This is a genomic window from Nocardia sp. GTS18 (assembly GCF_013839555.1).
Classification (GTDB): Bacteria; Actinomycetota; Actinomycetes; order Mycobacteriales; family Mycobacteriaceae; genus Nocardia; species Nocardia rosealba.
The window spans coordinates 101,830-127,725 of record NZ_JACBIU010000006.1 but is presented as its reverse complement, the minus strand read 5'-3'; the positions used below and the strand labels follow the sequence as shown (position 1 = coordinate 127,725).

The window sequence follows — 25,896 nt, the reverse complement described above, 5'->3', positions numbered from 1 at the left end:
CCCGGTTGGGCGCGGATACCGAATTTAGGCCACGCGCCTCGCCGGGTTCGTCCCACACGCCGGGTGGGCACTACGTTTAGCCTGTAGGCGGCGCCGGGATGTGCCCGGCGTCTGCACCCAACTGTCGGCTGGGACCGGCCGTTCACGGTCGGCGGCGAGGAGTCGAGCATGTCGCAGACACCGGAGTTTCCGTTTCTGAACCCTGGTGAGTTGGTCGCCGGCGGAAAACGGGACCGGCTCGGCCCCGGCGAGCTCGGGCCCGAACACCGGCGCACCGCCTGGGAGCGCCTCGGCAAGGACCGGTTCGACGTGCTGGTCATCGGCGGCGGCGTGGTCGGCGCCGGAATCGCCCTCGACGCGGCGACCCGTGGCCTGTCGGTCGCCCTCGTGGAGGCGCGTGACCTCGCCTCGGGCACCTCGAGCCGGTCGTCGAAGATGTTCCACGGCGGTCTGCGCTACCTAGAGCAGCTCGAGTTCGGGCTGGTGCGCGAGGCGCTCAAGGAGCGCGAGCTGGCGTTGTCGACGCTGGCGCCGCACCTGGTGAAGCCGCTGCGGTTCCTCTACCCGCTCACCCACCGGGTGTGGGAACGGCCGTACGTGGCCGCGGGCCTGACCCTCTACGACACCATGGGTGGCGCGAAATCCGTTCCGGGACAGCATCATCTGACCCGACACGGTGCGCTGCGGCTGGCACCCGGCCTGCGCCGTGACGCCCTGATCGGCGGTGTCACCTACTACGACACCGTCGTCGACGACGCCCGCCACACCATGACCGTCGCCCGCACCGCCGCCCACTACGGTGCCGTCATCCGTACGTCCACCCAGGTGGTGGGGCTGCTGCGGGAGGCCGACCGGGTGGTCGGGGCGAAGCTGCGCGACACCGAGGACGGTCGGACCGCCGAGGTGCGCGCGAGCGTGGTCATCAATGCGACGGGCGTGTGGACCGACGAGGTGCAGGGTCTGTCGCATCAGCGCGGCCGATTCCATGTGCGAGCGTCCAAGGGCGTGCACATCGTCGTCCCGCGCGACCGGATCGTCAGCGACGCGGCGATCATCCTGCGCACCGCCACCTCGGTGCTGTTCGTCATTCCGTGGGGCGCGCACTGGATCGTCGGCACCACCGACACCGACTGGAATCTCGACCTCGCGCATCCCGCCGCGACCAAGGCCGACATCGACTACCTGCTCGACCGGGTGAACGAGGTGCTGGTCACGCCCCTCACCCACGCCGACATCGACGGTGTGTACGCGGGCCTGCGACCGCTGCTGGCGGGAGAGAGCGACGAGACGTCGAAGCTGTCGCGTGAGCACGCCGTTGCCCGGGTGGCGCCCGGCCTGGTGAGTATCGCGGGCGGCAAGTACACCACCTACCGGGTGATGGCGTCCGATGCGATGGACGAAGCGGCACAGGACATTCCGGCCCGCGTGTCGCCGTCGATCACCGAGAAGGTGGCCCTGCTCGGCGCCGACGGGTACTTCGCGCTGGTGAACCAGACCGTGCAACTGGCCGAGCACTACGGCATCCACCCGTACCGGATGACCCACCTGCTCGACCGCTACGGTTCGGTCGTCGACGAGGTGCTCGCCATGGCCGAGGGCAAACCCGAACTGCTGCAACCGATTACCGACGCTCCCGCCTACCTGCAGGTGGAGGCGGTGTACGCGGTCGCCGCGGAGGGTGCCCTGCACCTCGACGACATCCTGGCCCGGCGCACCCGTATCTCCATCGAATACCCCGACCGGGGCGCCAACTGTGCCGAGCAGGTCGCGCACCTGGTGGCGCCGGTTCTCGGCTGGGACGACGACGACATCGAGCGTGAGGTGTCGACCTATCAGGCGCGGGTGCGCGCGGAGATCGAATCGCAGACCCAGCCGGACGACAAATCGGCCGACGCCCTGCGGGTCGCCGCGCCGGAGCCGCGTCCGCAGCTGCTGGAACCGGTCCCGCAGGACCGCTGATCCTCAGACCGGATCGATGCGCGCCTTCAGCAAGCAGAAGTAGTTGTCCTCGGGATCGGCCAGCACGTGCCACTGCTCATCGCCGGTCTGGCCGATATCCGCGGGACGTGCGCCGAGTTCGAGCAGGCGCGCGAGTTCGGCGGCCTGATCGCGGTCGGTGGGGTTGACGTCGATGTGCAGGCGGGCCTTGCCGGGCGTGGGGTTGTCGGTGGGGCTGAGGATGATCGTCGGCTGCGGGCCGCCGAAGCCTTCGCGTGGCCCGATTTCCATGCTGCCGTCGTCGTCGCGATCGAGCACGACGTAATCGAGTACCGCGCACCAGAACTGGGCGAGTGTCTCGGGCTCGCGGCACTCGAGCACGAGCTCACTGATCCGACATGCCATTGCGAAACCTGCTCTCTACCTGGTGAACTGCCGGGAAGTTAGCGCCGGGAACGATTCTGGCGAGCGTAACGGACCATGGCGGTGTCGGCGAGCTGTTTTCAGGGAACCGGCTGGCAGCGCGGACAGAAATAGATGCCACGTTCGCGCTGGGTGATGCGGTCGGCGGGGTCGTCCTCCCCGAGGAGTTGGGAGGCGATGGCGGTGCCGCAGCGCGGGCACGGCCGACGGGTGCGCCCGTAGACCATCGGTCGCCAGGGTGGTTCGTGCGCGGCCTTGCCGAGAACCCGGTGTGACTCGTCGACGAGGGCGGGGAGATCGGCGATGTCGCCGACGGGCGTGGCCGGGTGGACGCGGCGCAGGAAGCAGATCTCGCTGCGGTAGATATTGCCGATGCCCGCCAGGTTGCGCTGGTCGAGCAGGGCGAGGCCGATGGGGCGGCGCGGATACCCGGACAGGCGACGTAATGCCTCGTCGGCGTCCCAGCCGGGTCCGAGCAGGTCGGGGCCGAGGTGGTCGATGACGGTGTGTTCCTCGGCGCGCGGCAGGACCTGCACTTTTCCGAGTGAGAAGCCGACGGCCTCGACCTCCTCGGTGGCGAGCACGAGTCTGGCGGTGACCCGCGGTTTAGTCCAGCGTTGGCCGCAGTGGAACACCCGCCACTCGCCCTCCATTTTCAGGTGGGTGTGGATGCTCACCCGTTCGGTGCGCACGAACAGGTGCTTGCCGTAGCTGGCGACCTCGTCGACGACCGATCCGACCAGGTCGACGGTGGCGTAGCGCGGCACACGGAAGTCGCTGCGGGTCAGGGTTTTCCCGGCCAGCGCGGTGCGCAGTCGTTCGGCGGTGCGGAAGACGGTGTCGCCCTCGGGCATCGGCTACACCTGCCTGCGCAGTCGGAGTCCGCGCGGGGTCATCGAGAAGCCCGCCTCGACGAGGACGTCGACGAAGGTGTGGCCGTGCACGGTTTCGCCGTTGATCTTGTCGATCACCAGGCCGTCGACCCGCCGGTCGGTGACCAGTCGCGCCAAGGCGACGGCCGCTGTGCGGCGCAGGCCGATGTCCTCGGTGAAGCTGAGCAGGGTCTTGCCGCCGCGCTCCACATAGAGCACCAGTTCGCCGCCGACCAGCACCACCAGCGCCCCCGCTTTGCGGCCCGGCCGGTGACCGCTGTCGGCATCGCCCTTGGGCCACGGCAGGGCGGCGCCGTAGGGGTTGGCCGGGTCGCAGGCGGCCAGAGCCACGGCGACGCCTACCCGGTTGTTGTCACGGTCGGTGTCGAAGGAACGTAATCGGTCGACGGTGTCGGTGGTGGAGAACTGCGCGCCACCGAGGGTGTCGACGAAATAGCCGCGCCTGCACCGGCCACGGTCCTCGAACTCGGTGAGCACCCGGTACATCAGCGCGAACCCGCCCGGCACGCCTTCGTTCTGTACGGAGCCGCGCGTTAGCACGCCGTATCGCTCGATGAGCTGATCCGCGGTGGCATGGGCGCGAACGGTATTGTCGCGCACGCGTTCCGGGAGGATCGACCACCTGCCTGCCAGGTTCGGTGGGCCGGACCGGGTCGGCATGGACGGGCGGGGGAGGTACGCGCGGGCCCGGGGAGCGCGGCGCGGGGTCCGGTGCGCGGTGGTGCTGCGCGCGGTGCCGGACAGGAGTGCGCGTACCGGGGCGAAGGTGTCGCCGGAAACGTAACCGGCCCAGACCAGCTGCCACAGGGCTTCGCCGACCGCTTTGTCGTCGAGCAGGCCGGTCGCATCCGACAGTTGCCGGAAGAAATACGCACCGCCGCCACTGAGGCTCGCCGGGAGTCGACGCCCTTCGCCGCCGATGACACCGGGTCGGTCCAGATCTATCACCTCGGCCTCGGTGCTGTCGGTCGGTTCACCGCGCCCGGATCGTAGGCGTGGCTCGATATCGGCGCCGAGAGCCAGGAGCAGGTCCAGCTGAATGTCGGTGGGATCGATGTCGTCGGGTGGTGGCAGCGTGACCGGGGCCTGCTCGGCCAGGTGCAGGGCGATCCAGCCGTCGCGGGCGGTGATGGCGCCGTGCCCCGACCAGATCACCTCGCCGGTGGCCATGAGTTCGTCGAGCATGGCGGGGGAGTAGTCGCGCACCCGCATCGGCAGGATCAGCGACTCCCACGCCGAAGCCGGAACAGGTACGCCCGCCAGCTGTTCCACCACCGTGGCCACACCGTCGATGCCGCGCAACTCGCCCGAACCGACGTGTTGCCAGGCAGGTAGGAAGCGAGCGAACGCCGCCGTGGCGACCGGCTCGACCTCATGCCGCGCCGCCGCCAGCGACCGACGCCGCAACCGCCGCAACACCTGCGCGTCACACCACTCACCACCGGCCGCACCGGGCGTGAATTCACCCTCCACAACACGCTTTTCCGCGAGCAACCGATGCAAGGCGGTGACCGCGACCGCCGTACCCAGGCCGAATCGCTCGGCAACGGCGGCGGTAGTGAACGGCGCGTGCGTGCGCGCATACCGCCCGACAAGATCACCCAGCGGATCCGGCACCGGCTCGATGAACGCCGCAGGTACCCCGATCGGCAACGGCACCCCCAGCGCATCACGCAACCGAGCCGCGTCCTCCACCGCGACCCACCACGTGCGCCCCGCGAACGAAACTTCCAGGGCCCGCCGCGAATCCCGCAGTTCGGCGAACCACGCCGGGGCATCGGAGTCCAGGAGCATCTGCGACTCATCACCGCCCACTGACGCACCTCCGTCGGCAGCCGCAACGCCTACGACCGATACATCGCTGCCGAGCGACCCGGCGCCCACGGACGACTGATCGTGGCCTGCTGGCGAACTGCCATCGGCCGAGGGCTTACTTCGGGTCGACACCCCGCTGCCAGCCAGAGGTGCTAGGTCGTCGGCCGCGGCATAGCGAGCAGCGGTCGCGGTTCCGGGGCGGGGTACGCAGCGGGCGGCGGCTTCGGTGGGCGTGAGGGGGCCGAGGAGGCGGAGCAGGTCGGCCAGGCCTTCGGCGTCGCGGGCGTGGCGTTCGGGGGTGAGGCGTTGGAGTTCGCGTTCGGTGAGGTCGAGGACGGCTGGGTCGAGGAGTTCGCGGAGTTCGACGCGGCCCAGGAGTTCGGCGAGCAGGCTCGAGTCCAGGGCGAGGGCGGCGGCGCGGCGTTCGGCCAGTGGGCTGTCGCCGTCGTAGAGGAACTGGCCGATGTAGGAGAACAGCAGGGCGTTGGCGAACGGTGACGGGGTTGCGGTCTCCACCTCGACCAGTCGGATCTCCCGGCGTGCCACCCGGGTGAGCAGGTCGCGCAAGGCGGGCAGGTCGTACACATCGCGCAGGCATTCGCGCACGGTTTCCAGCAGGATCGGGAACTGCGGGAACTTCCGTGCCACATCGAGCAATTGGGCCGACCGTTGCCGCTGCTGCCACAGCGGGGCCCGCTTACCCGGGTCGCGGCGCGGCAGCAGCAGCGCGCGGGCGGCGCACTCCCGGAACCGGGACGCGAACAGCGCCGAACCACCGACCTGTTCGGTGACGATGTCGTCGATCTCGTCGGGTTCGAACGCGAACAGCTCGGCACCCGGCGGCTGATCCGTGGTGTCGGGCAACCGAACGACAATGCCGTCGTCGGACGCGGTAGGCGCCGCGTCGATACCGAACTGCTCCTGCAAACGCGCACCCACGGCTAGTGCCCACGGTGCGTGCACCGGTGTGCCGTAGGGCGAGTGCAGCACGAGCCGCCAATCACCGAGTTCGTCCCGGAACCGCTCGACTACGAGCGTCCGATCGGTAGGCAATTGCCCTGTCGCCGTGCGCTGTTCGTCGAGCAGCCCGACAAGATTGGCCGTCGCGTTCTGATCCAGCCCAGCGGTCCGCACCAACTCCTCGAGCCGCGCCGCGGGCTTGCTCAGCTCGGCGCCCGCCGGTGCCGCACTGCGTGATCGGGCCGTGCCGGACTCGCCACCGCGCGGCTCGGCCCCGCTCGATTGGACGCCGCTCGATCTTCCCTGGTCCGCCGCCTCCCTCTTCACCAGCTCGGGCTCGACACCAACCGTTTGCTCGTCGTCCGACGCCGTGTCCGTGGCAGCCATCTGAGCTGTCCTGTCGAGACGCGGGGATCGCACGACGTACGACCCGATCGACGACGGAACCTCTTGTCCGGCAGCGGTATCCGCAGTCGCGAATGCCTTGCCGCGCGCCAGGGTGCCCATACCGGCGACGATCCGGGTCAGTTCCTCGGCCGGAACCTGCCCGGCCGTCCGTACGAATTCGCCGAGCGCCGCCCCGAGTTCGGCCGGCCGGCCCAGCCCGTCGCCATGCCAGAACGGCAAGCGACCGGGCAGCCCGAACGCGGGCGACACCAGCACCCGGTCGAAGGTGATCTCCTCGATCCGCCAACTCGTCGCACCGAGCGCGAACACATCACCGACGCGGGACTCGTAGACCATCTCCTCGTCGAGTTCACCTACACGGGAAGCCTTCTCGCCCACCATGAACACCGCGAACATCCCGCGATCGGGAATCGCCCCACCCGAGGTGACCGCCAGGCGTTGCGCACCGGGGCGGCCGGTCAGCGTGCCCGCGTCGCGATCCCACACCACGCGTGGCCGCAGCTCGGCGAACTCGTCGGACGGATACCGGCCGGCGAGCAGATCGAGCACGGATTCATAGGCCGAGCGGGGCAGCTGCGCGTAGCTTCCGGTCGACCGGACGACATCGAACCAGGCGTCGACATCGAGCGGTTCCAGCGCGCACGCGGCGACGGTCTGCTGGGCGAGGATGTCGAGCGGATGCGCGGGGATCTGGAGCAGTTCGATCTGCCCGGACAGCATGCGCTGGGCGGCGACGGTGCAATGGATGACATCGGTGCGGTGCTTGGGAAACAGCACACCCCGCGAGATCTCGCCCACCTGGTGCCCGGCCCGTCCGACCCGTTGCAACCCACTCGCCACCGACGGCGGCGCTTCCACCTGCACGACCAGGTCGACCGCACCCATGTCGATGCCCAGCTCGAGACTGCTCGTGGCAACCACGCACCGCAGCCGGCCGGTCTTGAGGTCGTCCTCGATGATCGCCCGCTGCTCCTTGCTCACCGACCCGTGATGGGCGCGCGCCAGCAGGTGTTCGGCACCGTGGATCACCTCGGTGGACGGCCCGAGCTGGGCCGGCGGGGCGTGCTCGGTCTCGACCGGTTCGCCGAGCTTGGCGGCGTAGGCCTCGTTGAGCCGGGCGGTCAACCGTTCGGCCAGGCGCCGCGAGTTCGCGAACACGATCGAGGACCGATGCTCGAGCACCAGGTCGACGATGGCCTCGTCGACATGTGGCCAGATCGAACCCGGCTGGTCGGAGTCGCCGCCGGGATCGGTCATATCCGCCACCGGCACCCGAACCGACAGGTCGAAGGTCTTCGGTGCGGGTGGCCGAACGATGGTGATCGGCGCGTCGCCGACGAGGAACCGCCCGACCTCCTCGGGCGGGCGGACGGTGGCCGACAGCCCGATGCGCTGCGCGGGCCGTTCGGTGAGCTGATCGAGCCGGGCCAGCGACAACGCCAGGTGCGCACCGCGTTTGGAGCCGGCGATGGCGTGCACTTCGTCGACGATCACCGTCTCGACCTCGGCGAGCGTTTCGCGGGCCGCGGAGGTGAGCATCAGGAACAGTGATTCGGGTGTGGTGATGAGAATGTCGGGTGGGGTGCGCTGCATCGCCCGGCGCTGTGCGGGGGTGGTGTCACCGGATCGCACGCCGACCGAGATCTCCGGCGGGTCGAGCCCCAGCCGCTTCGCCGTCTGGGTGACCCCGACCAGCGGGGCACGCAGGTTCCGCTCCACGTCCACGGCCAGTGCTTTCAGCGGTGAGACGTAGAGCACGGACGTTCCTCGGCGGGTGCCGGGTTCGGCGGGCCCACGCTGGGCGAGCTGGTCGATCGCCCACAGGAACGCCGACAGCGTCTTGCCCGAGCCGGTCGGTGCGACGACAAGGGTGTGCTGCCCGTCGGCGATGGCCTGCCACGCGCCGAGCTGAGCCGACGTCGCCTCGGGGAAGGCACCGTCGAACCATTGCGCGGTAGCGGGGGAGAACCGGTCCATGAGATTCAGTGTGCACCCACCCACCGACAGGTTCCGCGATCCGCGCGCCGCCCGCGACCAGCGTCGATGCCACAGTCGAGGAAGATTCCCCGGTCGAGCCGGGGTGAGGGGTGTGGCTCGGAACACGTCCGCCGTACCCTGGTCCATCGTGCAAACGGTGCTGAGAGTCGACCTCGTCGGCCACGGCCTCACCGAGGCGGTGCGCAAGGCGCGTTTCCCGGTCGACGAATCCCTGGACAAGGCGGGCCTCGCGGAGCTGGATACGTGCTCGCCGCTCACCGGAGCGCAGGTGCGGACGGGCCCGGAACGACGGGTGCGTGAGACCGCCGAGGCGCTCGGGCTGGTGGGCGAGCGGGACGAGCGACTACGTGACCTGGACGCGGGTGCGTGGCGGGGTACCGAGATGGGCAGGCTGCCGCAGGATCAGCTGTTCACCTGGCTCACCGATCCGGAATTCCGTGGACACGGTGGTGAGTCGGTGACCGACCTGGTGGCGCGGGTGCGCTTCTGGCTGGCCGAGATCGCTTCGGCGGGTCTGGATACCGTCGCGGTGACGCATCCGTCGGTGATCCGCGCGGCGCTGCTGGTCGTCCTCGACGCACCACCGAAGTCCTTCTGGCGCCTCGATGTGCAGCCCGCGAGCGTCACCCGGCTGCATTTTCGCGGCAATTGGACGTTGCGACTGGGATGAACGACGAAAGCCCCGGAGTCGAAACTCCGGGGCTTTCGGGGTGGTAGCGGGAACAGGATTTGAACCTGCGACCTCTGGGTTATGAGCCCAGCGAGCTACCGAGCTGCTCCATCCCGCGTTGCATTCACTACTGTACACGCGGGGTGGCCGAAGGCGAAATCGCCGCTGTGATCAGCCGAAATGGATGCCCTGGGCGAGTGGGAGTTCGGTGGAGTAGTTGATCGTGTTGGTCGCCCGGCGCATGTAGGCCTTCCAGGAGTCGGACCCGGATTCGCGCCCGCCGCCGGTGTTCTTCTCGCCGCCGAACGCCCCACCGATCTCCGCGCCGGAGGTGCCGATGTTGACATTGGCGATGCCGCAATCGGATCCGGCGACGAACTGTTCGGCCTCGCGCTGGTCGAGTGTGAAGATGGCCGAGGAAAGGCCCTGGGTCACACCGTTGTTCAGCGCGATGGCGTCGTCGAGGTCGTCGTAGGTGAGCACGTACAGGATCGGTGCGAAGGTCTCCTCCCGCACCAGTTCGGACTGCGCGGGCATCCGCACGAGCGCGGGCCGCACGTAGTACGCCTCGGATCCGATCAACTCCACCCGCTCACCGCCGCAGACGATGTCGCCACCCTCGCCCTTCGCGCGCAGCAGCGCCGCCTGCATCGCCGTGTAGGCGCGTTCGTTGACGAGCGGGCCGACGAGCACACCGTCGTCGAGCGGATTGCCCACGGGCAGTTGGCTGTACGCCGCCGACAGCCGCTCGACGAGCTGATCGGCGATCGAGCTGTGCACGATCAACCTGCGCAGCGTGGTGCACCGCTGACCAGCGGTGCCCGCCGCCGCGAACACGATCCCGCGCACCGCCAGTTCCAGATCCGCGCTCGGCGCCACGATCGCGGCATTGTTGCCGCCGAGCTCGAGCAGGCAACGCCCGAACCTGGCCGCCACCCGTGGCGCGACGATGCTACCCATCCGCACCGAGCCGGTCGCGCTCAGCAACGCCACCCGCGGGTCGTCGACGAGCGCCTCGCCCACGGTCGCGTCGCCCTGAACGAGTTGGTGCACTTGGGGATCCGCACCGACCTCGAGGGCGGCCCGACGCAGCAGCGTGTGACAAGCCAACGCGGTGAGCGGGGTCGTCTCCGACGGCTTCCACACCACCGTGTCACCACAGACCAGCGCGATGGCGGTGTTCCACGCCCACACCGCGACCGGGAAGTTGAACGCCGAGATCACCCCGACCACTCCCAGCGGATGCCAGGTCTCCATGAGCCGGTGCCCGGGCCGCTCCGACGGCATGGTCGCGCCGTAGAGCTGACGCGACAGGCCGATCGCGAACTCGCAGACGTCGATCATCTCCTGCACCTCGCCGAGTGCTTCGGCGCCGATCTTGCCCGCCTCGAGCGTGACCAGCTCGGCCAGCTCGTCCTGATGGGCGACCAGCAACGCCGACAGCCTGCGCACCAGCGCCGCACGCACCGGGGCGGGCACCGTGCGCCACGATTCGAAGGCGGTGGCCGCGCGACCGATCGCGGCGTCCACGTCGGCCGTCGTGTCGGGAGTGAGCGGCAGCAGGACACCACCGGAGATCGGGGTGCGCGCGAGCAGGACGCCCGGCTCGGGCACGTCGGCGCCGAGGCCGTGCAGCAGGGCCCTCGCGCGCAGCGAGAGCTGTTCGGAGAAATGCTCGGTCACGGTGTGCGTCATCACTGTTCACCTTCTGCTGTTGGTACGACTCACGGAAAAGTTCGCTCGGATTTCGGAGGAGAACAGAAAGAAGTCTTCCCCGCGCAACCCCCGGCCTGCGTTAGCCTTCGCTGATGGCGGATACACCGGCTAGACCCCAGCTCGACGACATCGACCGGCTCCTGATCAGAGAGCTGATGAACGACGGGCGCGCCACCCTGTCGAATCTGGCGGAGAAGGCCAGCCTCTCGGTGTCGGCGGTGCAGTCACGGGTGCGCAGGCTGGAGGCGCGCGGCGTGATCCGTGGATACACGGCCAACGTCGACCCCGAAGCGCTCGGGCACCTGCTGTCGGCATTCGTCGCGATCACTCCTCTCGACCCGTCCCAGCCCGACGACGCGCCCGCATTGTTGCAGCACGTTCCCGGCATCGAGGCGTGCCACTCGGTGGCGGGCGAGGAGAGCTACGTCCTGCTGGTGCGGGTGGCCTCACCCCGGCATCTCGAACAGCTGCTGCAGGAGATCCGGGCCACCGCCAATGTACGGACGCGCAGCACCATCATCCTGCAGACATTCTACGACAGGTAACGATTCTTCGTAATTAATCCGTCATTCCGTGGATGTTCCGTAAATAGTTGCGTACCCTCGGGTCGTGACCATCGAACTGGAGCGCCCCGGCGCGGCGGTCACCCCCGCCAACCGGGTCCACGAAATCCTGTCCTCGCACATCCTCGCGGACGGCTTCGATCTTGTGCTCGATCTGCACAAGTCCCACGGCCGCACGCTCGTCGACGAACGCGACGGCACCGCCTATCTCGACATGTTCGGCTTCTTCGCCTCCAACGCCCTCGGCATGAACCATCCGGCACTGGCTCGCGACGAGCGCTTCCGTGCCGAACTGGCCACCGCCGCGGTCAACAAGCCGAGCAACTCCGACATCTACACCGTCGAGATGGCGCGATTCGTCGACACTTTCGCCCGCGTCCTCGGTGATCCGCGACTGCCGCACCTGTTCTTCGTCGACGGTGGTGCGCTCGCGGTCGAGAACGCCCTCAAGGTGGCCTTCGACTGGAAGAGCAGGCACAACGAATCCCACGGCCGCTCACCGGAACTCGGCACCCAAGTGCTACACCTGACCGGTGCCTTCCACGGTCGCAGCGGCTACACCATGTCGCTCACGAACACCGATCCGGTCAAGACCGCGCGTTTCCCCAAGTTCGACTGGCCACGCCTGGCCACCCCGCACACCTTCGCCGGCGAGGACCTCGACGCCCTCGAAGCCGAAACCCTCGCTCAGGCCGCCCGCGCGTTCGCCGACCGTCCGCACGACATCGCCTGTTTCATCGCCGAACCCATCCAGGGTGAGGGCGGTGACCGGCATCTGCGTCCGGGGTTCCTGGCCGCGATGCAGCGGTTGTGTCACGACAACGACGCGCTGTTCGTCCTCGACGAGGTGCAGACCGGGGTCGGGCTCACCGGAACCACCTGGGCCTACCAGCAATTGGATGTCGCTCCGGATGTGGTGGCGTTCGGGAAGAAGACCCAGGTCTGCGGCATCATGGCAGGCGGCCGGGTCGACGAGGTGCCCGACAATGTCTTCCGGGTGAGTTCGCGGCTCAACTCCACGTGGGGCGGCAACCTCACCGACATGGTGCGCGCGCGTCGCATTCTCGAAGTGCTGGAACAGGATCGGCTGATCGACAAGGTCGGCTCACTCGGCCGCTACCTGCTCGGCCAGCTGGGTCAGCTCGCCGCCGCATACCCGGAGAAGGTGAGCGAGGTACGTGGGCGCGGACTGATGTGCGCGATCACCCTTGCCACGCCGCAACTGCGGGACCGGGTGGTGACGGCCCTACGCGAGCGCGAGCATGTGCTGCTGCTGGGGACCGGCGAACGCGGAATCCGGTTCCGTCCGGCACTCACCGTCACCGAAGCAGAACTGGGCAAGGCTGTAGACGCCCTCGACCGGGTACTCGCGACCATCGCGGAATGACGGCAAACCTGTTGGGAGAAACCCGATCCGGTGCCTCCGGGTATTTGACCGAACGGTCAGATATGCCAGACTCGTCTTCCGAGCGAACAACTCGATCGACAACTACCGAACAGGACTCTCGATGAAGAAGCTCGTTGCTGTCAGCGCTGTGATCGCCGGCCTCGCCCTCCCCGTCGCGACCGCGAATGCGGCCACCGCACCTGATATCGCCCCCGCCGCGACCCAGGTCGGGTCCTCGACGGGCGACATCTTCTCGGCGGTATGCGAATTCCTCAACGGCGGCTGGGCAGGCCGGCCCAAGCCCTGCATCTACTGACGAGACCGAACACCGTAGGGCTCAGCCCAATTCGGGGCTGAGCCGCGGGGTGAGGGCGAGGGCGCCTGCGACGAAACGGGTCACCGATTCGACGCCGGTGGCCAGGGCGTCGTCGAATCCCTCGCGCGCCCAACCGGTGATCAGGGCGGTGCCGTCCGCGTCGGGGGTGACGCCGATCTCGGCGATCATCTCCGCCGTGGTCGGCACGCACACCGCCCACGAGAAATGCGACTCGTCGGCCCACTGGGCGACACGGTTCGCCACATATCCGGGATCGGTGATGCCGCCGTCGGCGAGCGCGGGCCGGTCATCGATGCGTTCGTCGGCGCGCAGGGCACGCAGATACCAGGAGCCTGCGTTGATCTCGATCGGTTCCACGGGCCGAGCCTAGCCGGGGCGTCACCGGTAGTACGGCGTGGCCTGAACCCAGTGGAAGCCGCGCGAGACGACCGGGAACTGCTCGAGATCGACCTGGTCGAGCCGCATCCGTACCTGGCGGCCGCCCAGCTTGCCCTCGAGGAGCAGCTGATTCTCCTGTGGCCGAAGGTAAGTGAAGGACGCGATCGCCCACTGGTGGGTGGTGTCCTTGGACAGGGTGACGGTCTGCTTGCCGGTGTCGACGCGGGCGGGGAAGGACACCAGTGAATCGTCGAGGCGCTGGGCGGTCATGCCCTGCGGGATGTCGAAGATGATGCGGCGGAAACGTTCGGTCGCGTTCGGCAGGCCGGTTGCCGGTGCGTCGAAGTCGACCAGCGCGGGCACCTGCTCGCCGTCGACCGAATATTCGGTGACATTCCAGATTCCGTAGAGCGGCGACTTCGGCCGGGCATTGCCGTAGGTGTGCCAGCCGTCGTAGGCCTCGACGGCCGTGGCGACGAGGAACCACAGCCCGAGCAGTACCTGGGCACCGAGCATCAGCCGGTTGCCACGCGGTGAGGTGAGCAGGGTGGTCGACCGGCTCGGTTCGACGGCACGGCCGAGCAGCGCCCGGACCAGTCGTGCGAGATCAGGTGCCGCGAGAAGCGTTGCGTACAGCAGCAATTGGAGGGCGAACAGCTTCACCGGCACATCGAAGGTGAGGTTCATCAGCACCACCTGCAGCGCGACGATCACCGCGAGCACCGAGCCGAGCCCGGCGGTGAGCGGCAGGATCAGCAACACCGCCGCCGTCACCTCGGCCGCCCCGAGCGCCATCTCGTACGGTTCCGACAGCGACGACTGCGCCCACAGCACCGCCATCGGGCTCATGTGCCCGAACGGTTCCACCAGCCGCTCCAGATTGAACGACATCTGGGTCGGCATCAGCTTGATCATCCCGTACAGCATCAGCGCGCTCACCAGCGTGAACCGCACCAGCAACCGGAACCAGCCGTACAGGCGCGCATAGTCGGGGCGACGCCGGTCGAGCACCGACCACACGGCGGTCACCGGAACCGCGACCAGGATCAGGGTGAAGACGCTGATCCACTTGGCGGCGGTGTCACCACTACCGGTGACCGTGTAGTCGATCCGGACATCGAACAGCCGGGTGCCCACCCAGTCCGTGAGCGGATGCAGCGCAGTCCATTTGCCGACCTCGGCCACCACCTGCTGGGGTAGGCCGAGAGTACGCAGCAGCGCGTGCAGCAACCACGCACCGGCCATCCCGATTCCGACGGTGACGAACGTGAACCGGAACAGCGCCCGGACGGCCGGGTGCCACCCCCGCTCCTCCGGCTCTTCGTGGCCGGCGGACTCCACCGGCGGTCGAGCCAGCACCTGCGTACCCATCCCGGTCTCCCTCTGTTCGTGCCCTCGCCGGTGAGACGCTAAGGGAGCGGGCAGAACTGGGAAATCCGGCAAAACCGGTGCCCCGGAGTTCCGGGGGTCGCCTCAGGCCGGGCTCGGCCGGTCGCCGAGCAGGGCGTGGACGGCGGCGCGGCCGAGGTCGAGGGCCTGGGTGAGCAGGGTGGTGTCGCGGGCGGCGCTGTCGACCGGTGGGGCGCCGGCAGGCGGATGCACCTGCAGTACCCGGTCACCGAGTCCGGCCAGATAGCTGTCCTCTACCGCCTGCTGACCGGGTCGCGCCGACCACGCGCGGAAAGCACCGGGCGCGACCGCACGCAGATATCCACCGCCGACGACCCGATGCACCAGGGGAGCGGGCGGACGTAGTTCCCCGGTCCGTCGCGTACGCAGGACGAGGGCGTGGGTGGCGCCCGCGCTCACCGCGCTCCGGATCGGCACGGTCTCCGAGAGACCACCGTCGAAATAGCTGCGGCCGGCCAGCTCCACCGGCGGGCCCGCGAGCAACGGCAATCCCGCCGACGCCCGCAGAGCCGTGAGCAGAGTCGGCTTGTCGACGATGAACGGTGCGAGATCGACCGGCTGCCCGGTGCGGGTATCGGTGGCGATCGGGTGGAAGCTGGTCGGATTGGCGAGAATCGCCGGGAAATCCATCGGCTCGATCCCGTCGTACACCCGGTGCACCAGGTAGTGCAGATCGAAAACCGGTCGCCCGCGCACGATCCGCACCGGGTCGACCACCCGCCGCATGATGGTGCGATCCGTCCACGACCGCATCCCCGACGCGGCCCGCCCGCACAGCAGCCACGCCCCGTTGATCGCCCCGGCCGACGTGCCGTACACGGCATCGAACACCGCCGACAGCCCGAGTTCCTCGAGCGCCTGCACCATGCCGCTGGAATACACACCGCGGCTGCCGCCACCCTCGATCACCAGGGCGAGACGGTGCCCGTCGTCGCGATGCCCGGCGGCCTGCCTGCCGCGAATCACCTCGGCGACCGGCACCGGATCCGGCGTGGCTGAGGAATCCGGTTCGATGTGCGCACTGCTGGTCACCCGACCCACATTACGACAGGCCACGGACGCACCGCCCGGCCGCGAGCGCGATCTTCGCCGCCCGTTCACTCAGGGCAATCGTCCCTGAACGCGAACGGACGCCGGTCTACAAGAGACCGGCGTCCGTTCGCGGGGAAACCTCTTACTTGATCTCGGCCAGGACGGTGCCCTGGGTGATGGCGGCACCCGCCTCGACGGCCAGCCCGGTGACCACACCGGCCTTGTGCGCGTTGACCGGGTTCTCCATCTTCATGGCCTCGAGCACCACGATCAGGTCGCCCGCCTCGACGGTCTGGCCCTCTTCGACGGCGACCTTCACCACGGTGCCCTGCATGGGCGCGGTGACCGCGTCACCGGAAGCGGCACCGGCACCGCCGCCACCACGCTTGCGCGGCTTGGGCTTCTTGCGGACCACACCGTTACCGGCCGCACCGGCCGCACCGCCACCGAGGGAGAACTGTCCGGGCAGCGACACCTCGACGCGACGTCCACCGACCTCGACGACCACCTTCTGCCGGGGCAGTTCCTCGTCGTCGTCGGCCGGGGCACCGCCGCCGGTGTACGGCTCGACGGTGTTGTTCCACTCGTTTTCGATCCACTTGGTGTAGACGTCGAACTTCTCGCCGTCACCGATGAACGCCGGGTCCTCGACGATCGCGCGGTGGAACGGGATGACCGTCGCCAGGCCCTCGACCTCGTACTCGGCCAGCGCGCGACGGGCGCGCTGCAGCGCCTGCTCGCGGTTCTCGCCGGTGACGATCAGCTTGGCGAGCATCGAGTCGAACTGACCGCCGATGACGCTGCCTGCCACCACACCGGAATCCACGCGCACGCCGGGGCCCGAGGGCTCGCGGTACACGTTGACCGGACCGGGGGCGGGCAGGAAGCCGCGACCGGCGTCCTCACCGTTGATGCGGAACTCGAAGGAGTGACCACGCGGGGCGGGGTCCTCGGTGATGCTCAGCTCGTGGCCCTCGGCGATGCGGAACTGCTGGCGCACCAGGTCGATACCCGCGGTCTCCTCGGTGACCGGGTGCTCCACCTGCAGGCGGGTGTTCACCTCGAGGAACGACACGGTCTCGCCCTGCACCAGGTACTCCACGGTGCCCGCGCCGTAGTAGCCGGCCTCGCGACAGATGCGCTTGGCGGAGTCGTGGATCTTGGCGCGGACCTCGTCGGACAGGAACGGCGCGGGCGCCTCCTCGACGAGCTTCTGGAAGCGGCGCTGCAGCGAGCAGTCACGGGTACCGGCGACGACGACGTTGCCGTGCTGGTCGGCGATGACCTGGGCCTCGACGTGGCGGGCCTTGTCCAGGTACTGCTCGACGAAGCACTCACCACGGCCGAAGGCGGCGACGGCCTCACGGGTGGCCGACTCGAACAGCTCGGGGATCTCCTCGATGGTGTGGGCGACCTTCATGCCGCGGCCACCGCCACCGAAGGCCGCCTTGATCGCGACCGGGACGCCGTATTCCTTGGCGAACGCGACGACCTCGTCGGCGTTCTTGACCGGGTCCTTGGTGCCCGCGGCCATCGGGGCCTGCGCGCGCTCGGCGATGTGGCGGGCGGTGACCTTGTCACCCAGGTCGCGAATCGACTGCGGCGAGGGGCCGATCCAGATCAGCCCGGCGTCGATGACGGCCTGGGCGAAGTCGGCGTTCTCGGAGAGGAAGCCGTAGCCGGGGTGGATCGCGTCGGCGCCGGACTTGGCGGCGGCGTCGAGGATCTTGTCGAACACGAGGTACGACTCGGCCGAGGTCTGGCCGCCGAGGGCGAACGCCTCGTCGGCGAGCTTCACGAAGGGAGCGTCGGCATCGGGCTCGGCGTACACCGCGACGCTGGTGATCCCCGCGTCCTTGGCAGCCCGGATCACGCGGACCGCGATCTCGCCGCGGTTAGCTACGAGTACCTTCGTGATCCGTGCGCTGGCATGGCTGGGCACTGAGCCTCCTGTGTGCAATCTTTGGTCGCTTCGGACGGGTCACCGTGTGGGCCCCGCGCCCGGTATCGACAACTTTCGTCTCGGGCGAGTGTAGGCAGTGTGCCAATTCGCCCCGAACTCGGCTAGCCCTACTGTTCAGTAGGTCGTAGGTCACACTACGCGGCCCGCCGACCTGTGAACCCGTTTCAATTCCGCTGATCGACGGTGCCCGGTTCGTCGCCCGCGGCGATCGGCAGGCGAACCGAGTTGCCCCATTCGATCCACGAACCGTCGTAATTGCGCACCGACCTGCGGCCGAGCAGGAAGGTGAGGACGAACCAGGTGTGGCTGGAGCGTTCGCCGACCCGGCTGTAGACCACGAGATCCTCGGCGGGCAGGGCGCCGTAGACCTCGTCCAATTCGGCGCGCGAACGGAATCTTCCATCGGGTGAGCAGGCAAGTGTCCACGGGATGTTAACGGCGGTTGGCACATGGCCCGCCCGTTGCGTTTCGGGTTCCTTGTCGCCGCCGGACTCACCCGCGTACTCCTGCGGCGAGCGCACGTCTACCAGCGGGCGGCCCAGCCGCGCGAGGACCTCCTCGCGGAACGCGCGGGCGGTCGTGTCGTCGCGCTCGACCGAGGGGTAGTCGCTGCGCTCGGGGACGGGCGGGTCGAAGGTGGTGTCGCGTTCCTCGGAGATCCAGGCGTCGCGGCCGCCGTCGAGCAGTCGCACGTCCTCGTGGCCGAACAGGGTGAAGATCCAGGCGGTGTGCGCGGCTTGGGCATTGCCGCGATCGCCATAAATCACCACGGTGTCCTCGCGCCGGATACCCTTGGCGCGCATCAGTTCGGTGAATCGGTGACCATCGATGTAATCGCGGGTCACCGGGTCGCTCAGATCACCACGCCAATCGATCTTGACCGCGCCGGGCACATGTCCGATGTCGTAGAGAAGAATGTCGTCGTTGGATTCGATGACCTTCACACCGGGCACCCCGATGTTTGCGGACAGCCATTCGGTGGTTACCAATCGATGCGGGACTGCGTAGGAACCGTAGGCGGGGTGCGGATCCGGGGCGACGGGCACAGTGTGGTCCTTCACGCGAGAGTTGGGCGGGTGCGGCAGTGTCGAGGCCGTAGCCGATGGTATGTCTGTGGTGGCACATCACGAATCGACGCAATGGGCGAATAAAGCGCAGAGCTGTCCGATAAAGTCTCTGGAGAGGAGGGGTGAGCTATGTCCGATTCATGGCCGCGACGGCGACTGCTCGCGATCCTACGTGGCGCCACCGAGCCCCTCGATGCCCAGGAACTGGCCCGCATCACCGGACAGCACGTCACCACCGTCCGTTTCCACCTCGACGTTCTCACCCGCGAATCGCTCGTGCGCCAGTTCCAGCAACCCCCGCGCGGACGTGGCCGACCTCGCATCGGTTACCGCGCGGTGCAGCGGTCGGTCGGCTATCAGGAACTGGCCCAGGTGCTCGCCGACCACCTCGGACCCGACCCGCTGAGTCGCTCCGCCGCCGCCATCGAGGCGGGCCGCGCGTGGGGCCGTCGCATGGATATCGGCTCCCACCAGGTGGAAACTCTCGCCGACGCCCGTGACATCACCATGTCGCTGATGTCGGAACTCGGCTTCGCGCCGGAGAAGGACCCGGTCGGCGAGACCGACGAGCACGTCGGCATCAATCTCACCGCTTGCCCCCTGCGCGAACTGGCCCGCTCGCACGCCGAAGTGGTGTGCGGAGTGCATGTGGGTCTGATGCGCGAAGTGCTGGAACGCAACGGCGCGCGCGGCCGGGTGGAGGTGCGGCTGCATCCGTTCACCGAACCGGAACTGTGCCATGCCAGGCTCGAACTCACCCTCGGCGCGGAAGCCGTCGAGCACGCGGCCGAGGAGCACGGCGAGCGGCCGATCCGGTCGGCCGTCGGCGAGGACCAGGCCGCTCAGCGAATGATCACGCCGTCAGGACCGCGCGTCCCGCCACAGTTGCGTGACACCGACGCCGACGTCTTCGAGCAGCCTGCGCAGCAGTGGTAGCCCGATCCCGATGACACTGGACGGATCACCCTCGATCCGGTCGACGAACCAGCCGCCGAGACCGTCGAGCGTGAACGCACCCGCCACCTGCAGCGGTTCGCCGGTGGCGATGTAGGCCTCGAGTTCGTCCGGGCCGGGTTCGGCGAAATGCACGGTGGTGGAACTGCATTCGGCTGATTCGGCGACGACCTCGCCGTCGCGCAGGCGCAGTACACAGTGGCCGGTGAGCAGATCGGCGCTGCGCCCGGCCATGCTCGCCCAGCGCTCGCGCGCCACCTCGGGCGTGTGCGGTTTGCCTTGCAGCCGCCCGTCGACGAGCAGCATGGAATCGCAGCCGACGACGACACAGTCGGCGGCGAGTTCGGGAATGGAGCCTGCCACGTCGAGGGCCTTGGCACGGGCCAGGGCGACAACGACATCGTCGGCGGACGTATCAGCGGGAAGCGCGGCCGAGACCGCGTCCTCGTCCACGCCGGAGACGCGGACGACGGGATCGATACCCGCCGTCCGGAGCACCCCGAGCCGGGCGGGGGACGCGGAGGCCAAGACCAGCCGGGTCACCCTCAGCGCAGGTGCGACAGCAGCGGGTACACGTACGGCGAGAACGGGGACGAACCCCGGTGCATCAGCGTCGCCTGACCCCAGCCGTCGACCGGCTGATGAGCGGTCGGCGCCGGTGCGCTCGCGGCGGCGGCACTGAACACCGCGACCAGGGCGGCGACGTCCTCGTCGGACGGCGATCCCTTCAGAATGCGCAACAGCGGCTCACCGGCGGGTTCTGCCGGGGCCTCGGTCAGCGTGTCGGTAGACAGTTCGACCTCGTCGACGAGTGGTTCGACAGCGAGCTCGAGCTCGGCGGCGGTCAGCACGTCTTCTTCTGCCACAGTGGTCACAGTGCCAGATCCTTCCTGCGCGTACTTCGGTTCACGGCGCGGTGTCCGCGATCATTCCCGGTGCAACAGCGCCGGGCAATAGTTGATTTCCCCAACAAGTGTGCGCGGCACACGAGGAATATCGCGTTTTCAGAGCGGAATGTTGCCGTGTTTCTTGGGGGGAAGGGTCACCATTTTGCGTTCGAGCAGTCGCAGCGCCGACACGATCTGGCCTCGCGTGTGCGACGGCGGGATGACCGCGTCGACGTAGCCACGCTCGGCGGCCACGTACGGGTTCACGAGGGTGTCCTCGTACTCGTTCTGCAGCTCGAGGCGCAAAGCGTCGACGTCGGCGCCGTTCTGGGCGGCCTCTGCCAGCTGTTTGCGGTAGACGAACCCGACGGCGCCCGAGGCGCCCATCACGGCGATCTGCGCGGTCGGCCACGCGAGGTTCACATCGGCACCCATGTGCTTGGAACCCATCACGTCGTAGGCACCGCCATAAGCCTTGCGAGTGATGATCGTGATCTTGCCCACAGTGGCCTCGCCGTAGGCATAGAGCAGCTTGGCGCCGCGGCGGATGATGCCGTTGTATTCCTGGCCGGTGCCGGGCAGGAAGCCGGGCACGTCGACCAGGGTGATGATCGGGATGTTGAAGGCGTCGCAGGTGCGAACGAAGCGCGCGGCCTTCTCCGAGGCGTCGATGTCGAGGCAGCCGGCGAACTGGGTGGGCTGGTTGGCGACGATGCCGACGCTGCGCCCGTCGACCCGGCCGAAGCCGACGATGATGTTCATCGCGCGCTCGGCCTGCACCTCGAGGAACTCGTCGTCGTCGAGCAGACGACGGATCACCTCGTGCATGTCGTAGGGCTGGTTCGGCGAATCCGGGATGATCGTGTCGAGCTCGAGATCTTCCTCGGTGAGCGAGTCCTCGATGGCGCCGAAGATCGGGTCGGTCGGCTCGGTGCGTGGTGCCTCGGCGCGGTTGTTGCTCGGCAAGTAGCTCAGCAGGTCCTTGACGTAGTCCAGCGCGTCCTGCTCGCCGGAAGCCACGTAGTGGGCGACACCGGACTTCACCATGTGGGTGTGCGCGCCACCGAGGTCTTCCATGCTGACCTCTTCACCGGTGACGGTCTTGATCACGTCGGGGCCGGTGACGAACATCTGCGAGGTCTGATCGACCATCACCACGAAGTCGGTGAGCGCGGGGGAGTACACGTGCCCACCGGCGGCGGCACCCATGATCAGCGAGATCTGCGGGATCACGCCGGAGGCCTGCACATTGCGGTGGAAGATCTCGCCGTAGAGGCCGAGGGAGACGACGCCCTCCTGGATACGCGCGCCCGCGCCCTCGTTGATGCCGACCAGCGGACGGCCGGTCTTGATCGCCAGGTCCATCACCTTGACGATCTTCTCGCCGTAGACCTCGCCGAGCGAGCCACCGAAGACGGTGACGTCCTGGGAGAACAGGCACACGTCGCGGCCGTCGATGGTGCCGTAACCGGTCACCACGCCGTCGCCGGTGGGGCGGTTGTTCTCCAGCCCGAAGTTCACGCTGCGGTGCTTGGCCAGGGCGTCGAGCTCGACGAAGGAGCCCTCGTCGACCAGTGCGAGGATGCGCTCGCGGGCGGTCATCTTGCCCTTGGCGTGCACCTTGTCGACGGCGGCCTCACCCATCGGGTGTTGCGCTTCTTCCAGCCGATTCCGCAGATCAGCCAGCTTCCCGGCGGTGGTGTGGATGTCGGGGGCGCCCGCCGATTCCGACGCGGGCTGCTGCTGGACACTCGTCATGGGTTGCGAGTGTAACGAGTGATACCGCCCCGCACTACGGCAGTGCGCCTACCGGCCAGTACAGAAACCGCAGCTAGGTGTGGTGATGCCCCATAGCACGCGGCGGCGGGTAGCGTGCCAGGAATGAACAGGGCACCGATCGACGCGCAACGTCTGCGCAGCTCTCTCGTCTCCCCGGCACCGGTGTTCTTCGACCGGATCGATGTCGTCGAATCGACCGGTTCGACCAATGCCGATCTGGTGGCCCGCGCGACCGATCCCGCTGTCGACCGGCAGGCGCTGCTCGCCGAGGAGCAGGTCGCCGGACGCGGTCGGCACGCCCGCGAGTGGGTGAGCCCGCCGCGGGCCCAGATCTCGCTGTCGATCCTGGTTCGGTTGCCGGGGATCGACCCGGTGGCGCTGGGCTGGTTGCCGTTGCTCACCGGCATCGCGGTGGTCGACGCGCTGCGTGGCATCGCGGGTCTTTCGCCGGAGTTGAAGTGGCCCAACGACGTTCTGCTCGACAACCGCAAGCTCGCGGGCATCCTCGCGGAGGTCGCCGCCACCGGGATCGCGCCCGCCGTGGTGGTCGGCGTCGGCCTCAATGTCGACCTGGACGAGTCGGAACTGCCGGTCCCGCACGCTACTTCGCTCGCGCTGGCCGGTGCGCAGACCACCGATCGCACCGCGCTCGCCGCCGCGATCCTGAGCGAGTTCGCGCGGCGGTTCACCGAGTGGGAGCGGGCGGGCTGGGCCACCGACGAACTGGCGGCGGCCTACCGCGAGCGTTGCGCGACCATCGGGGTGAACGTTCGGGCGGAGCTGCCAGGTGGGAAGGTGCTCACCGGTGTGGCCACGGGGGTCGACGCCACCGGGCGGCTGCTGATCGGCGACGAAGCGGTGTCGGCGGGAGATGTGACCCACCTGCGCGGGCAGTACTGACCGGGACGCCGCCGGTCAGGCGCTGTGGTCGTCTCCACGACGCCTGACCGACCGGTCGCTATCGATCAGCGCGCCGCCACGCCTGTCCCCTTGCGTTCGGCCACCTCGCGCTCGCGCGCCAGCAACCTGTCGCGCTGCTCCTCGAACTTCAGCACGTCCTTCTCCAGCTTGGCCAGGAACTGCGCGAGCTCGTCGCGGGCCGCCTCGCCGCGCGGTCCGAAGTCGTCGCGGCCGAAGATGTTCCACTGCTTGAGCACCGGCAGCACCACCTCGTCGAGGTGCTGGCGCAGGTCGTAGATGCCGTGCTTGGCCATCAGCACGCCGTTGCGCCGCCAGTTCGGCATGCCCGCGCCGGGCATCTGGAAGTTGGTGAGCACCTTGGTGATCGCGGGCATCGCCTGATCGGGGACCAGATCCAGGGCGGCCGCGCACAGGTTGCGGTAGAAGATCATGTGCAGGTTCTCGTCGGTGGCCACGCGCGCGAGCATGCGGTCGGCGACGGCGTCGTCGCAGACCCGGCCGGTGTTGCGGTGGCTCACCCGGGTGGCCAGCTCCTGGAACGTCACGTACGCGACGTTGACCAGGAAGCCGCCCCAGTTCGCCGGTGCGTGGGCGCCCTGGGTCATGTGGACCATCCTGGCGTTCTCCAGCGCGACCGGATCGACCCCTCGGGTGACGACCAGATAGTCACGGATGACGATGCCGTGCCGGTTCTCCTCGGCGGTCCAGCGACCGACCCAGGTCCCCCACGCGCCGTCCTGGGAGAAGTTCTCGGCGATCTCCCGGTGATAGGAGGGCAGGTTGTCCTCGGTGAGCAGGTTGGTGATCATCGCCGCCTTGGCGACATCGGTGAGCTTGGATTGTTCCGGCTCCCAATCGATTCCGCCCATCGCGGCGAAATTGCGACCCTCGTCCCACGGCACGTAGTCGTGCGGGTGCCAGTCCTTGGCGATGGACAGGTGCCGGTTCAGATTCTGTTCGGCGACGGGTTCGAGAGCGGTGAGGATTTCGAGCTGAGTCAGAGCTTTGGTCACGCGAGCCTCCACTGTCGTTGGCGAGCAAGGAGAAATGGGCAAAACCTGGCTTCTAGCGCGGAATCCACAGTATCGCCTCCGCCGTGGCATCGAGAAATGCACCGTCATCGCGCGGTACTGTGCGCATATGGGTTACCCGGAGGATGTCCTCGCGCCCGACGAGCAGCTGATCCTGCACCGCCACCCGCACTGGAAGATGCTGGTCTGGCCGATCATCACGCTCATCGTCGCCACCGCCCTCGCCGGTTTCCTCGGCGGGCTGGCCTGGCGAAACACCACCGGGCACGTGCGAACCGTGCTGCTGGTGCTCATCGGCCTGATCTGGTTCGGGATCATCGCCTGGCGGGTGATCGTGCGGGTGATCGCCTGGAAGTCAACGCATTTCATCGTCACCCAGCGCCGGGTGCTCGTCCGTGAGGGCGTGCTCACCCACACCGGTATCGACATCCCGCTCAGCCGTATCTCCAGCGTGCAGTTCAGTCACGGCGTCTTCGACCGGCTGCTCGGCACCGGCACGCTCATCATCGGGTCGTCGTCGGAGGAGCCGCTCGAATACGACGACATCCCCCAGGTGCAGCAGGTGCACTCGCTGCTCTACCACCAGGTTTTCGAGGCGGGCCGTTCGCCGACCGATCAGCACTGGGGTGGCGGCTACCGGTGAGCCGCGGGTCCAGACCACTTAACCTGGGCACATGACCGCAGTACTTCTGGCCGAGGACGACGAGGCGATCGCCGCACCCCTGTCGCGCGCACTGGGGCGTGAGGGCTACACCGTCACCGTCGAACGCTTCGGCCCGGCGGTGCTGCGCCGTGCTCTCGAAGGCAACCACGACCTGCTGATCCTCGACCTCGGCCTGCCCGGAATGGACGGGCTGGAGGTATGCAGGCAGGTACGCGCGGGCGGCGCCGACATCGCCGTGCTGATGCTCACCGCGCGCACCGACGAGGTCGACTTCGTCGTCGGGCTCGACGCGGGCGCCGACGACTACGTCGGCAAACCGTTCCGCCTCGCCGAACTGCTCGCCCGCGTGCGAGCCCTGTTGCGGCGCAGCGGAATCGGTGACGACGCGGTGGAGGTCGGCGGCATCCGCCTCGAACCGGCGGCGCGGCGCGTACTGGTGAACGGGGCCGAGGTGAACCTGGCCAACAAGGAGTACGAGCTGCTCAAGGTGCTCATCGACCGGGCCGGTCAGGTGGTCGGCCGCGAGACGATCCTGCGCGAGGTGTGGGGCGATGCCGACCTGCGCGGGTCCAAGACCCTCGACATGCACATGTCCTGGCTGCGCCGCAAGATCGGCGACGAGGGCCCGATGGCCGAGCGGCGCATCGTCACCGTGCGCGGTGTGGGCTTTCGCCTCAACACCGACACGCACCGGAGCTGACG

22 protein-coding genes and 1 tRNA gene are annotated in these 25,896 nt (G+C 68.4%); 9 read left to right on the top strand and 14 right to left on the bottom strand.

Annotated features, from left to right (window positions below):
- Positions 1 to 168 precede the first annotated feature (168 nt).
- Entirely contained in the window at positions 169 to 1,959 is a 1,791-nt protein-coding gene (glpD, locus tag HYG95_RS09125) for a glycerol-3-phosphate dehydrogenase (RefSeq protein WP_225282059.1), read from the top strand.
- 3 nt (positions 1,960 to 1,962) lie between these two features.
- On the opposite strand, the gene HYG95_RS09120 is transcribed toward glpD, so the two are convergent.
- The 3 genes from HYG95_RS09120 to HYG95_RS24745 all read right to left on the bottom strand — a co-directional run bounded on the left by HYG95_RS09120 (position 1,963) and on the right by HYG95_RS24745 (position 8,414).
- Positions 1,963 to 2,343 (bottom strand): VOC family protein, encoded by a 381-nt coding sequence (locus HYG95_RS09120; RefSeq protein ID WP_181697554.1) that lies wholly within the window; start codon positions 2,341 to 2,343, stop codon positions 1,963 to 1,965.
- 98 nt (positions 2,344 to 2,441) lie between these two features.
- Positions 2,442 to 3,215 carry an Fpg/Nei family DNA glycosylase gene (locus HYG95_RS09115; RefSeq protein WP_181697553.1) on the bottom strand — a complete coding sequence of 258 codons (774 nt, stop codon included), beginning with the start codon at positions 3,213 to 3,215 and terminating at the stop codon, positions 2,442 to 2,444.
- A 3-nt stretch (positions 3,216 to 3,218) separates the two neighbouring features.
- The gene (locus tag HYG95_RS24745; RefSeq protein WP_255495103.1) at positions 3,219 to 8,414 is read right to left on the bottom strand and encodes a DEAD/DEAH box helicase; all 5,196 of its coding nucleotides are present in this window, start codon (positions 8,412 to 8,414) and stop codon (positions 3,219 to 3,221) included.
- Positions 8,415 to 8,562: 148 nt separating this feature from the next.
- On the opposite strand from HYG95_RS24745, the gene HYG95_RS09100 reads away from it, so the two are divergent.
- Positions 8,563 to 9,105: a histidine phosphatase family protein gene (locus tag HYG95_RS09100; protein WP_181697552.1), complete on the top strand. Its 543-nt coding sequence runs from the start codon at positions 8,563 to 8,565 to the stop codon at positions 9,103 to 9,105.
- Positions 9,106 to 9,146: 41 nt separating this feature from the next.
- Here HYG95_RS09100 and HYG95_RS09095 read toward each other — a convergent pair.
- Positions 9,147 to 9,223, bottom strand: a tRNA-Met gene (locus HYG95_RS09095).
- Between the two features lie 53 nt (positions 9,224 to 9,276).
- Positions 9,277 to 10,800, bottom strand: a complete 1,524-nt coding sequence (locus HYG95_RS09090) for an aldehyde dehydrogenase family protein (RefSeq protein ID WP_181697551.1) — start codon at positions 10,798 to 10,800, stop codon at positions 9,277 to 9,279.
- A 113-nt stretch (positions 10,801 to 10,913) separates the two neighbouring features.
- Here HYG95_RS09090 and HYG95_RS09085 point away from each other — a divergent pair, with 113 nt between their 5' ends.
- The 3 genes from HYG95_RS09085 (at position 10,914) to HYG95_RS09075 (ending at position 13,087) form a co-directional block, all read left to right on the top strand.
- The gene (locus HYG95_RS09085) at positions 10,914 to 11,366 is read left to right on the top strand and encodes an Lrp/AsnC family transcriptional regulator (protein WP_067490712.1); all 453 of its coding nucleotides are present in this window, start codon (positions 10,914 to 10,916) and stop codon (positions 11,364 to 11,366) included.
- Between the two features lie 64 nt (positions 11,367 to 11,430).
- Positions 11,431 to 12,771, top strand: a complete 1,341-nt coding sequence (gene lat / locus HYG95_RS09080; RefSeq protein WP_181697550.1) for an L-lysine 6-transaminase — start codon at positions 11,431 to 11,433, stop codon at positions 12,769 to 12,771.
- Between the two features lie 121 nt (positions 12,772 to 12,892).
- Complete coding sequence (locus HYG95_RS09075; RefSeq protein ID WP_067981606.1) at positions 12,893 to 13,087, top strand: hypothetical protein; 195 nt, start codon at positions 12,893 to 12,895, stop codon at positions 13,085 to 13,087.
- A 21-nt stretch (positions 13,088 to 13,108) separates the two neighbouring features.
- On the opposite strand, the gene HYG95_RS09070 is transcribed toward HYG95_RS09075, so the two are convergent.
- From HYG95_RS09070 to HYG95_RS09050, 5 genes are all read right to left on the bottom strand, one after another.
- Entirely contained in the window at positions 13,109 to 13,465 is a 357-nt protein-coding gene (locus tag HYG95_RS09070; protein ID WP_181697549.1) for a hypothetical protein, read from the bottom strand.
- Positions 13,466 to 13,486: 21 nt separating this feature from the next.
- The gene (locus tag HYG95_RS09065) at positions 13,487 to 14,857 is read right to left on the bottom strand and encodes a DoxX family protein (protein ID WP_181697548.1); all 1,371 of its coding nucleotides are present in this window, start codon (positions 14,855 to 14,857) and stop codon (positions 13,487 to 13,489) included.
- Positions 14,858 to 14,959: 102 nt separating this feature from the next.
- A complete protein-coding gene (locus tag HYG95_RS09060) occupies positions 14,960 to 15,928 on the bottom strand; it encodes a patatin family protein (protein WP_181697547.1) in 969 nt (322 codons plus the stop codon).
- Between the two features lie 142 nt (positions 15,929 to 16,070).
- Positions 16,071 to 17,870 carry an acetyl/propionyl/methylcrotonyl-CoA carboxylase subunit alpha gene (locus HYG95_RS09055; RefSeq protein ID WP_067490697.1) on the bottom strand — a complete coding sequence of 600 codons (1,800 nt, stop codon included), beginning with the start codon at positions 17,868 to 17,870 and terminating at the stop codon, positions 16,071 to 16,073.
- Between the two features lie 185 nt (positions 17,871 to 18,055).
- Positions 18,056 to 18,937 carry a sulfurtransferase gene (locus HYG95_RS09050; protein WP_181697546.1) on the bottom strand — a complete coding sequence of 294 codons (882 nt, stop codon included), beginning with the start codon at positions 18,935 to 18,937 and terminating at the stop codon, positions 18,056 to 18,058.
- A 150-nt stretch (positions 18,938 to 19,087) separates the two neighbouring features.
- Here HYG95_RS09050 and HYG95_RS09045 point away from each other — a divergent pair, with 150 nt between their 5' ends.
- A complete protein-coding gene (locus HYG95_RS09045) occupies positions 19,088 to 19,894 on the top strand; it encodes a metalloregulator ArsR/SmtB family transcription factor (protein ID WP_181697545.1) in 807 nt (268 codons plus the stop codon).
- Here HYG95_RS09045 and HYG95_RS09040 read toward each other — a convergent pair.
- From HYG95_RS09040 to HYG95_RS09030, 3 genes are all read right to left on the bottom strand, one after another.
- The gene (locus tag HYG95_RS09040; protein WP_181697544.1) at positions 19,820 to 20,455 is read right to left on the bottom strand and encodes a Maf-like protein; all 636 of its coding nucleotides are present in this window, start codon (positions 20,453 to 20,455) and stop codon (positions 19,820 to 19,822) included. The two genes, HYG95_RS09045 and HYG95_RS09040, sit on opposite strands and share 75 nt — an antisense overlap.
- A gap of 2 nt (positions 20,456 to 20,457) precedes the next feature.
- Complete coding sequence (locus HYG95_RS09035; protein ID WP_181697543.1) at positions 20,458 to 20,787, bottom strand: acyl-CoA carboxylase epsilon subunit; 330 nt, start codon at positions 20,785 to 20,787, stop codon at positions 20,458 to 20,460.
- A 129-nt stretch (positions 20,788 to 20,916) separates the two neighbouring features.
- Positions 20,917 to 22,557, bottom strand: coding sequence for an acyl-CoA carboxylase subunit beta (locus tag HYG95_RS09030; protein WP_067641427.1), 1,641 nt, complete (start codon positions 22,555 to 22,557; stop codon positions 20,917 to 20,919).
- Between the two features lie 123 nt (positions 22,558 to 22,680).
- Here HYG95_RS09030 and HYG95_RS09025 point away from each other — a divergent pair, with 123 nt between their 5' ends.
- Entirely contained in the window at positions 22,681 to 23,478 is a 798-nt protein-coding gene (locus tag HYG95_RS09025) for a biotin--[acetyl-CoA-carboxylase] ligase (RefSeq protein ID WP_181697542.1), read from the top strand.
- Positions 23,479 to 23,543: 65 nt separating this feature from the next.
- On the opposite strand, the gene HYG95_RS09020 is transcribed toward HYG95_RS09025, so the two are convergent.
- Positions 23,544 to 24,512: an acyl-ACP desaturase gene (locus HYG95_RS09020; RefSeq protein WP_181697541.1), complete on the bottom strand. Its 969-nt coding sequence runs from the start codon at positions 24,510 to 24,512 to the stop codon at positions 23,544 to 23,546.
- A 127-nt stretch (positions 24,513 to 24,639) separates the two neighbouring features.
- On the opposite strand from HYG95_RS09020, the gene HYG95_RS09015 reads away from it, so the two are divergent.
- Together HYG95_RS09015 and HYG95_RS09010 are read left to right on the top strand one after the other, a co-directional pair.
- A complete protein-coding gene (locus HYG95_RS09015; protein WP_181697540.1) occupies positions 24,640 to 25,173 on the top strand; it encodes a PH domain-containing protein in 534 nt (177 codons plus the stop codon).
- 31 nt (positions 25,174 to 25,204) lie between these two features.
- A complete protein-coding gene (locus HYG95_RS09010; protein WP_067490653.1) occupies positions 25,205 to 25,894 on the top strand; it encodes a response regulator transcription factor in 690 nt (229 codons plus the stop codon).
- Positions 25,895 to 25,896: the final 2 nt, after the last annotated feature.

What these genes read in the sequence shown, in the direction of transcription:
- glpD (WP_225282059.1), top strand. Translation starts at nt 169, where the DNA reads ATGTCGCAGACACCGGAGTTTCCGTTTCTGAACCCTGGTGAGTTGGTC.
- HYG95_RS09120 (WP_181697554.1), bottom strand. Translation starts at nt 2,343, where the DNA reads ATGGCATGTCGGATCAGTGAGCTCGTGCTCGAGTGCCGCGAGCCCGAG.
- HYG95_RS09115 (WP_181697553.1), bottom strand. Translation starts at nt 3,215, where the DNA reads ATGCCCGAGGGCGACACCGTCTTCCGCACCGCCGAACGACTGCGCACC.
- HYG95_RS24745 (WP_255495103.1), bottom strand. Translation starts at nt 8,414, where the DNA reads ATGGACCGGTTCTCCCCCGCTACCGCGCAATGGTTCGACGGTGCCTTC.
- HYG95_RS09090 (WP_181697551.1), bottom strand. Translation starts at nt 10,800, where the DNA reads ATGACGCACACCGTGACCGAGCATTTCTCCGAACAGCTCTCGCTGCGC.
- HYG95_RS09085 (WP_067490712.1), top strand. Translation starts at nt 10,914, where the DNA reads ATGGCGGATACACCGGCTAGACCCCAGCTCGACGACATCGACCGGCTC.
- HYG95_RS09075 (WP_067981606.1), top strand. Translation starts at nt 12,893, where the DNA reads ATGAAGAAGCTCGTTGCTGTCAGCGCTGTGATCGCCGGCCTCGCCCTC.
- HYG95_RS09065 (WP_181697548.1), bottom strand. Translation starts at nt 14,857, where the DNA reads ATGGGTACGCAGGTGCTGGCTCGACCGCCGGTGGAGTCCGCCGGCCAC.
- HYG95_RS09045 (WP_181697545.1), top strand. Translation starts at nt 19,088, where the DNA reads ATGTCCGATTCATGGCCGCGACGGCGACTGCTCGCGATCCTACGTGGC.
- HYG95_RS09030 (WP_067641427.1), bottom strand. Translation starts at nt 22,557, where the DNA reads ATGACGAGTGTCCAGCAGCAGCCCGCGTCGGAATCGGCGGGCGCCCCC.
- HYG95_RS09025 (WP_181697542.1), top strand. Translation starts at nt 22,681, where the DNA reads ATGAACAGGGCACCGATCGACGCGCAACGTCTGCGCAGCTCTCTCGTC.
- HYG95_RS09015 (WP_181697540.1), top strand. Translation starts at nt 24,640, where the DNA reads ATGGGTTACCCGGAGGATGTCCTCGCGCCCGACGAGCAGCTGATCCTG.
- HYG95_RS09010 (WP_067490653.1), top strand. Translation starts at nt 25,205, where the DNA reads ATGACCGCAGTACTTCTGGCCGAGGACGACGAGGCGATCGCCGCACCC.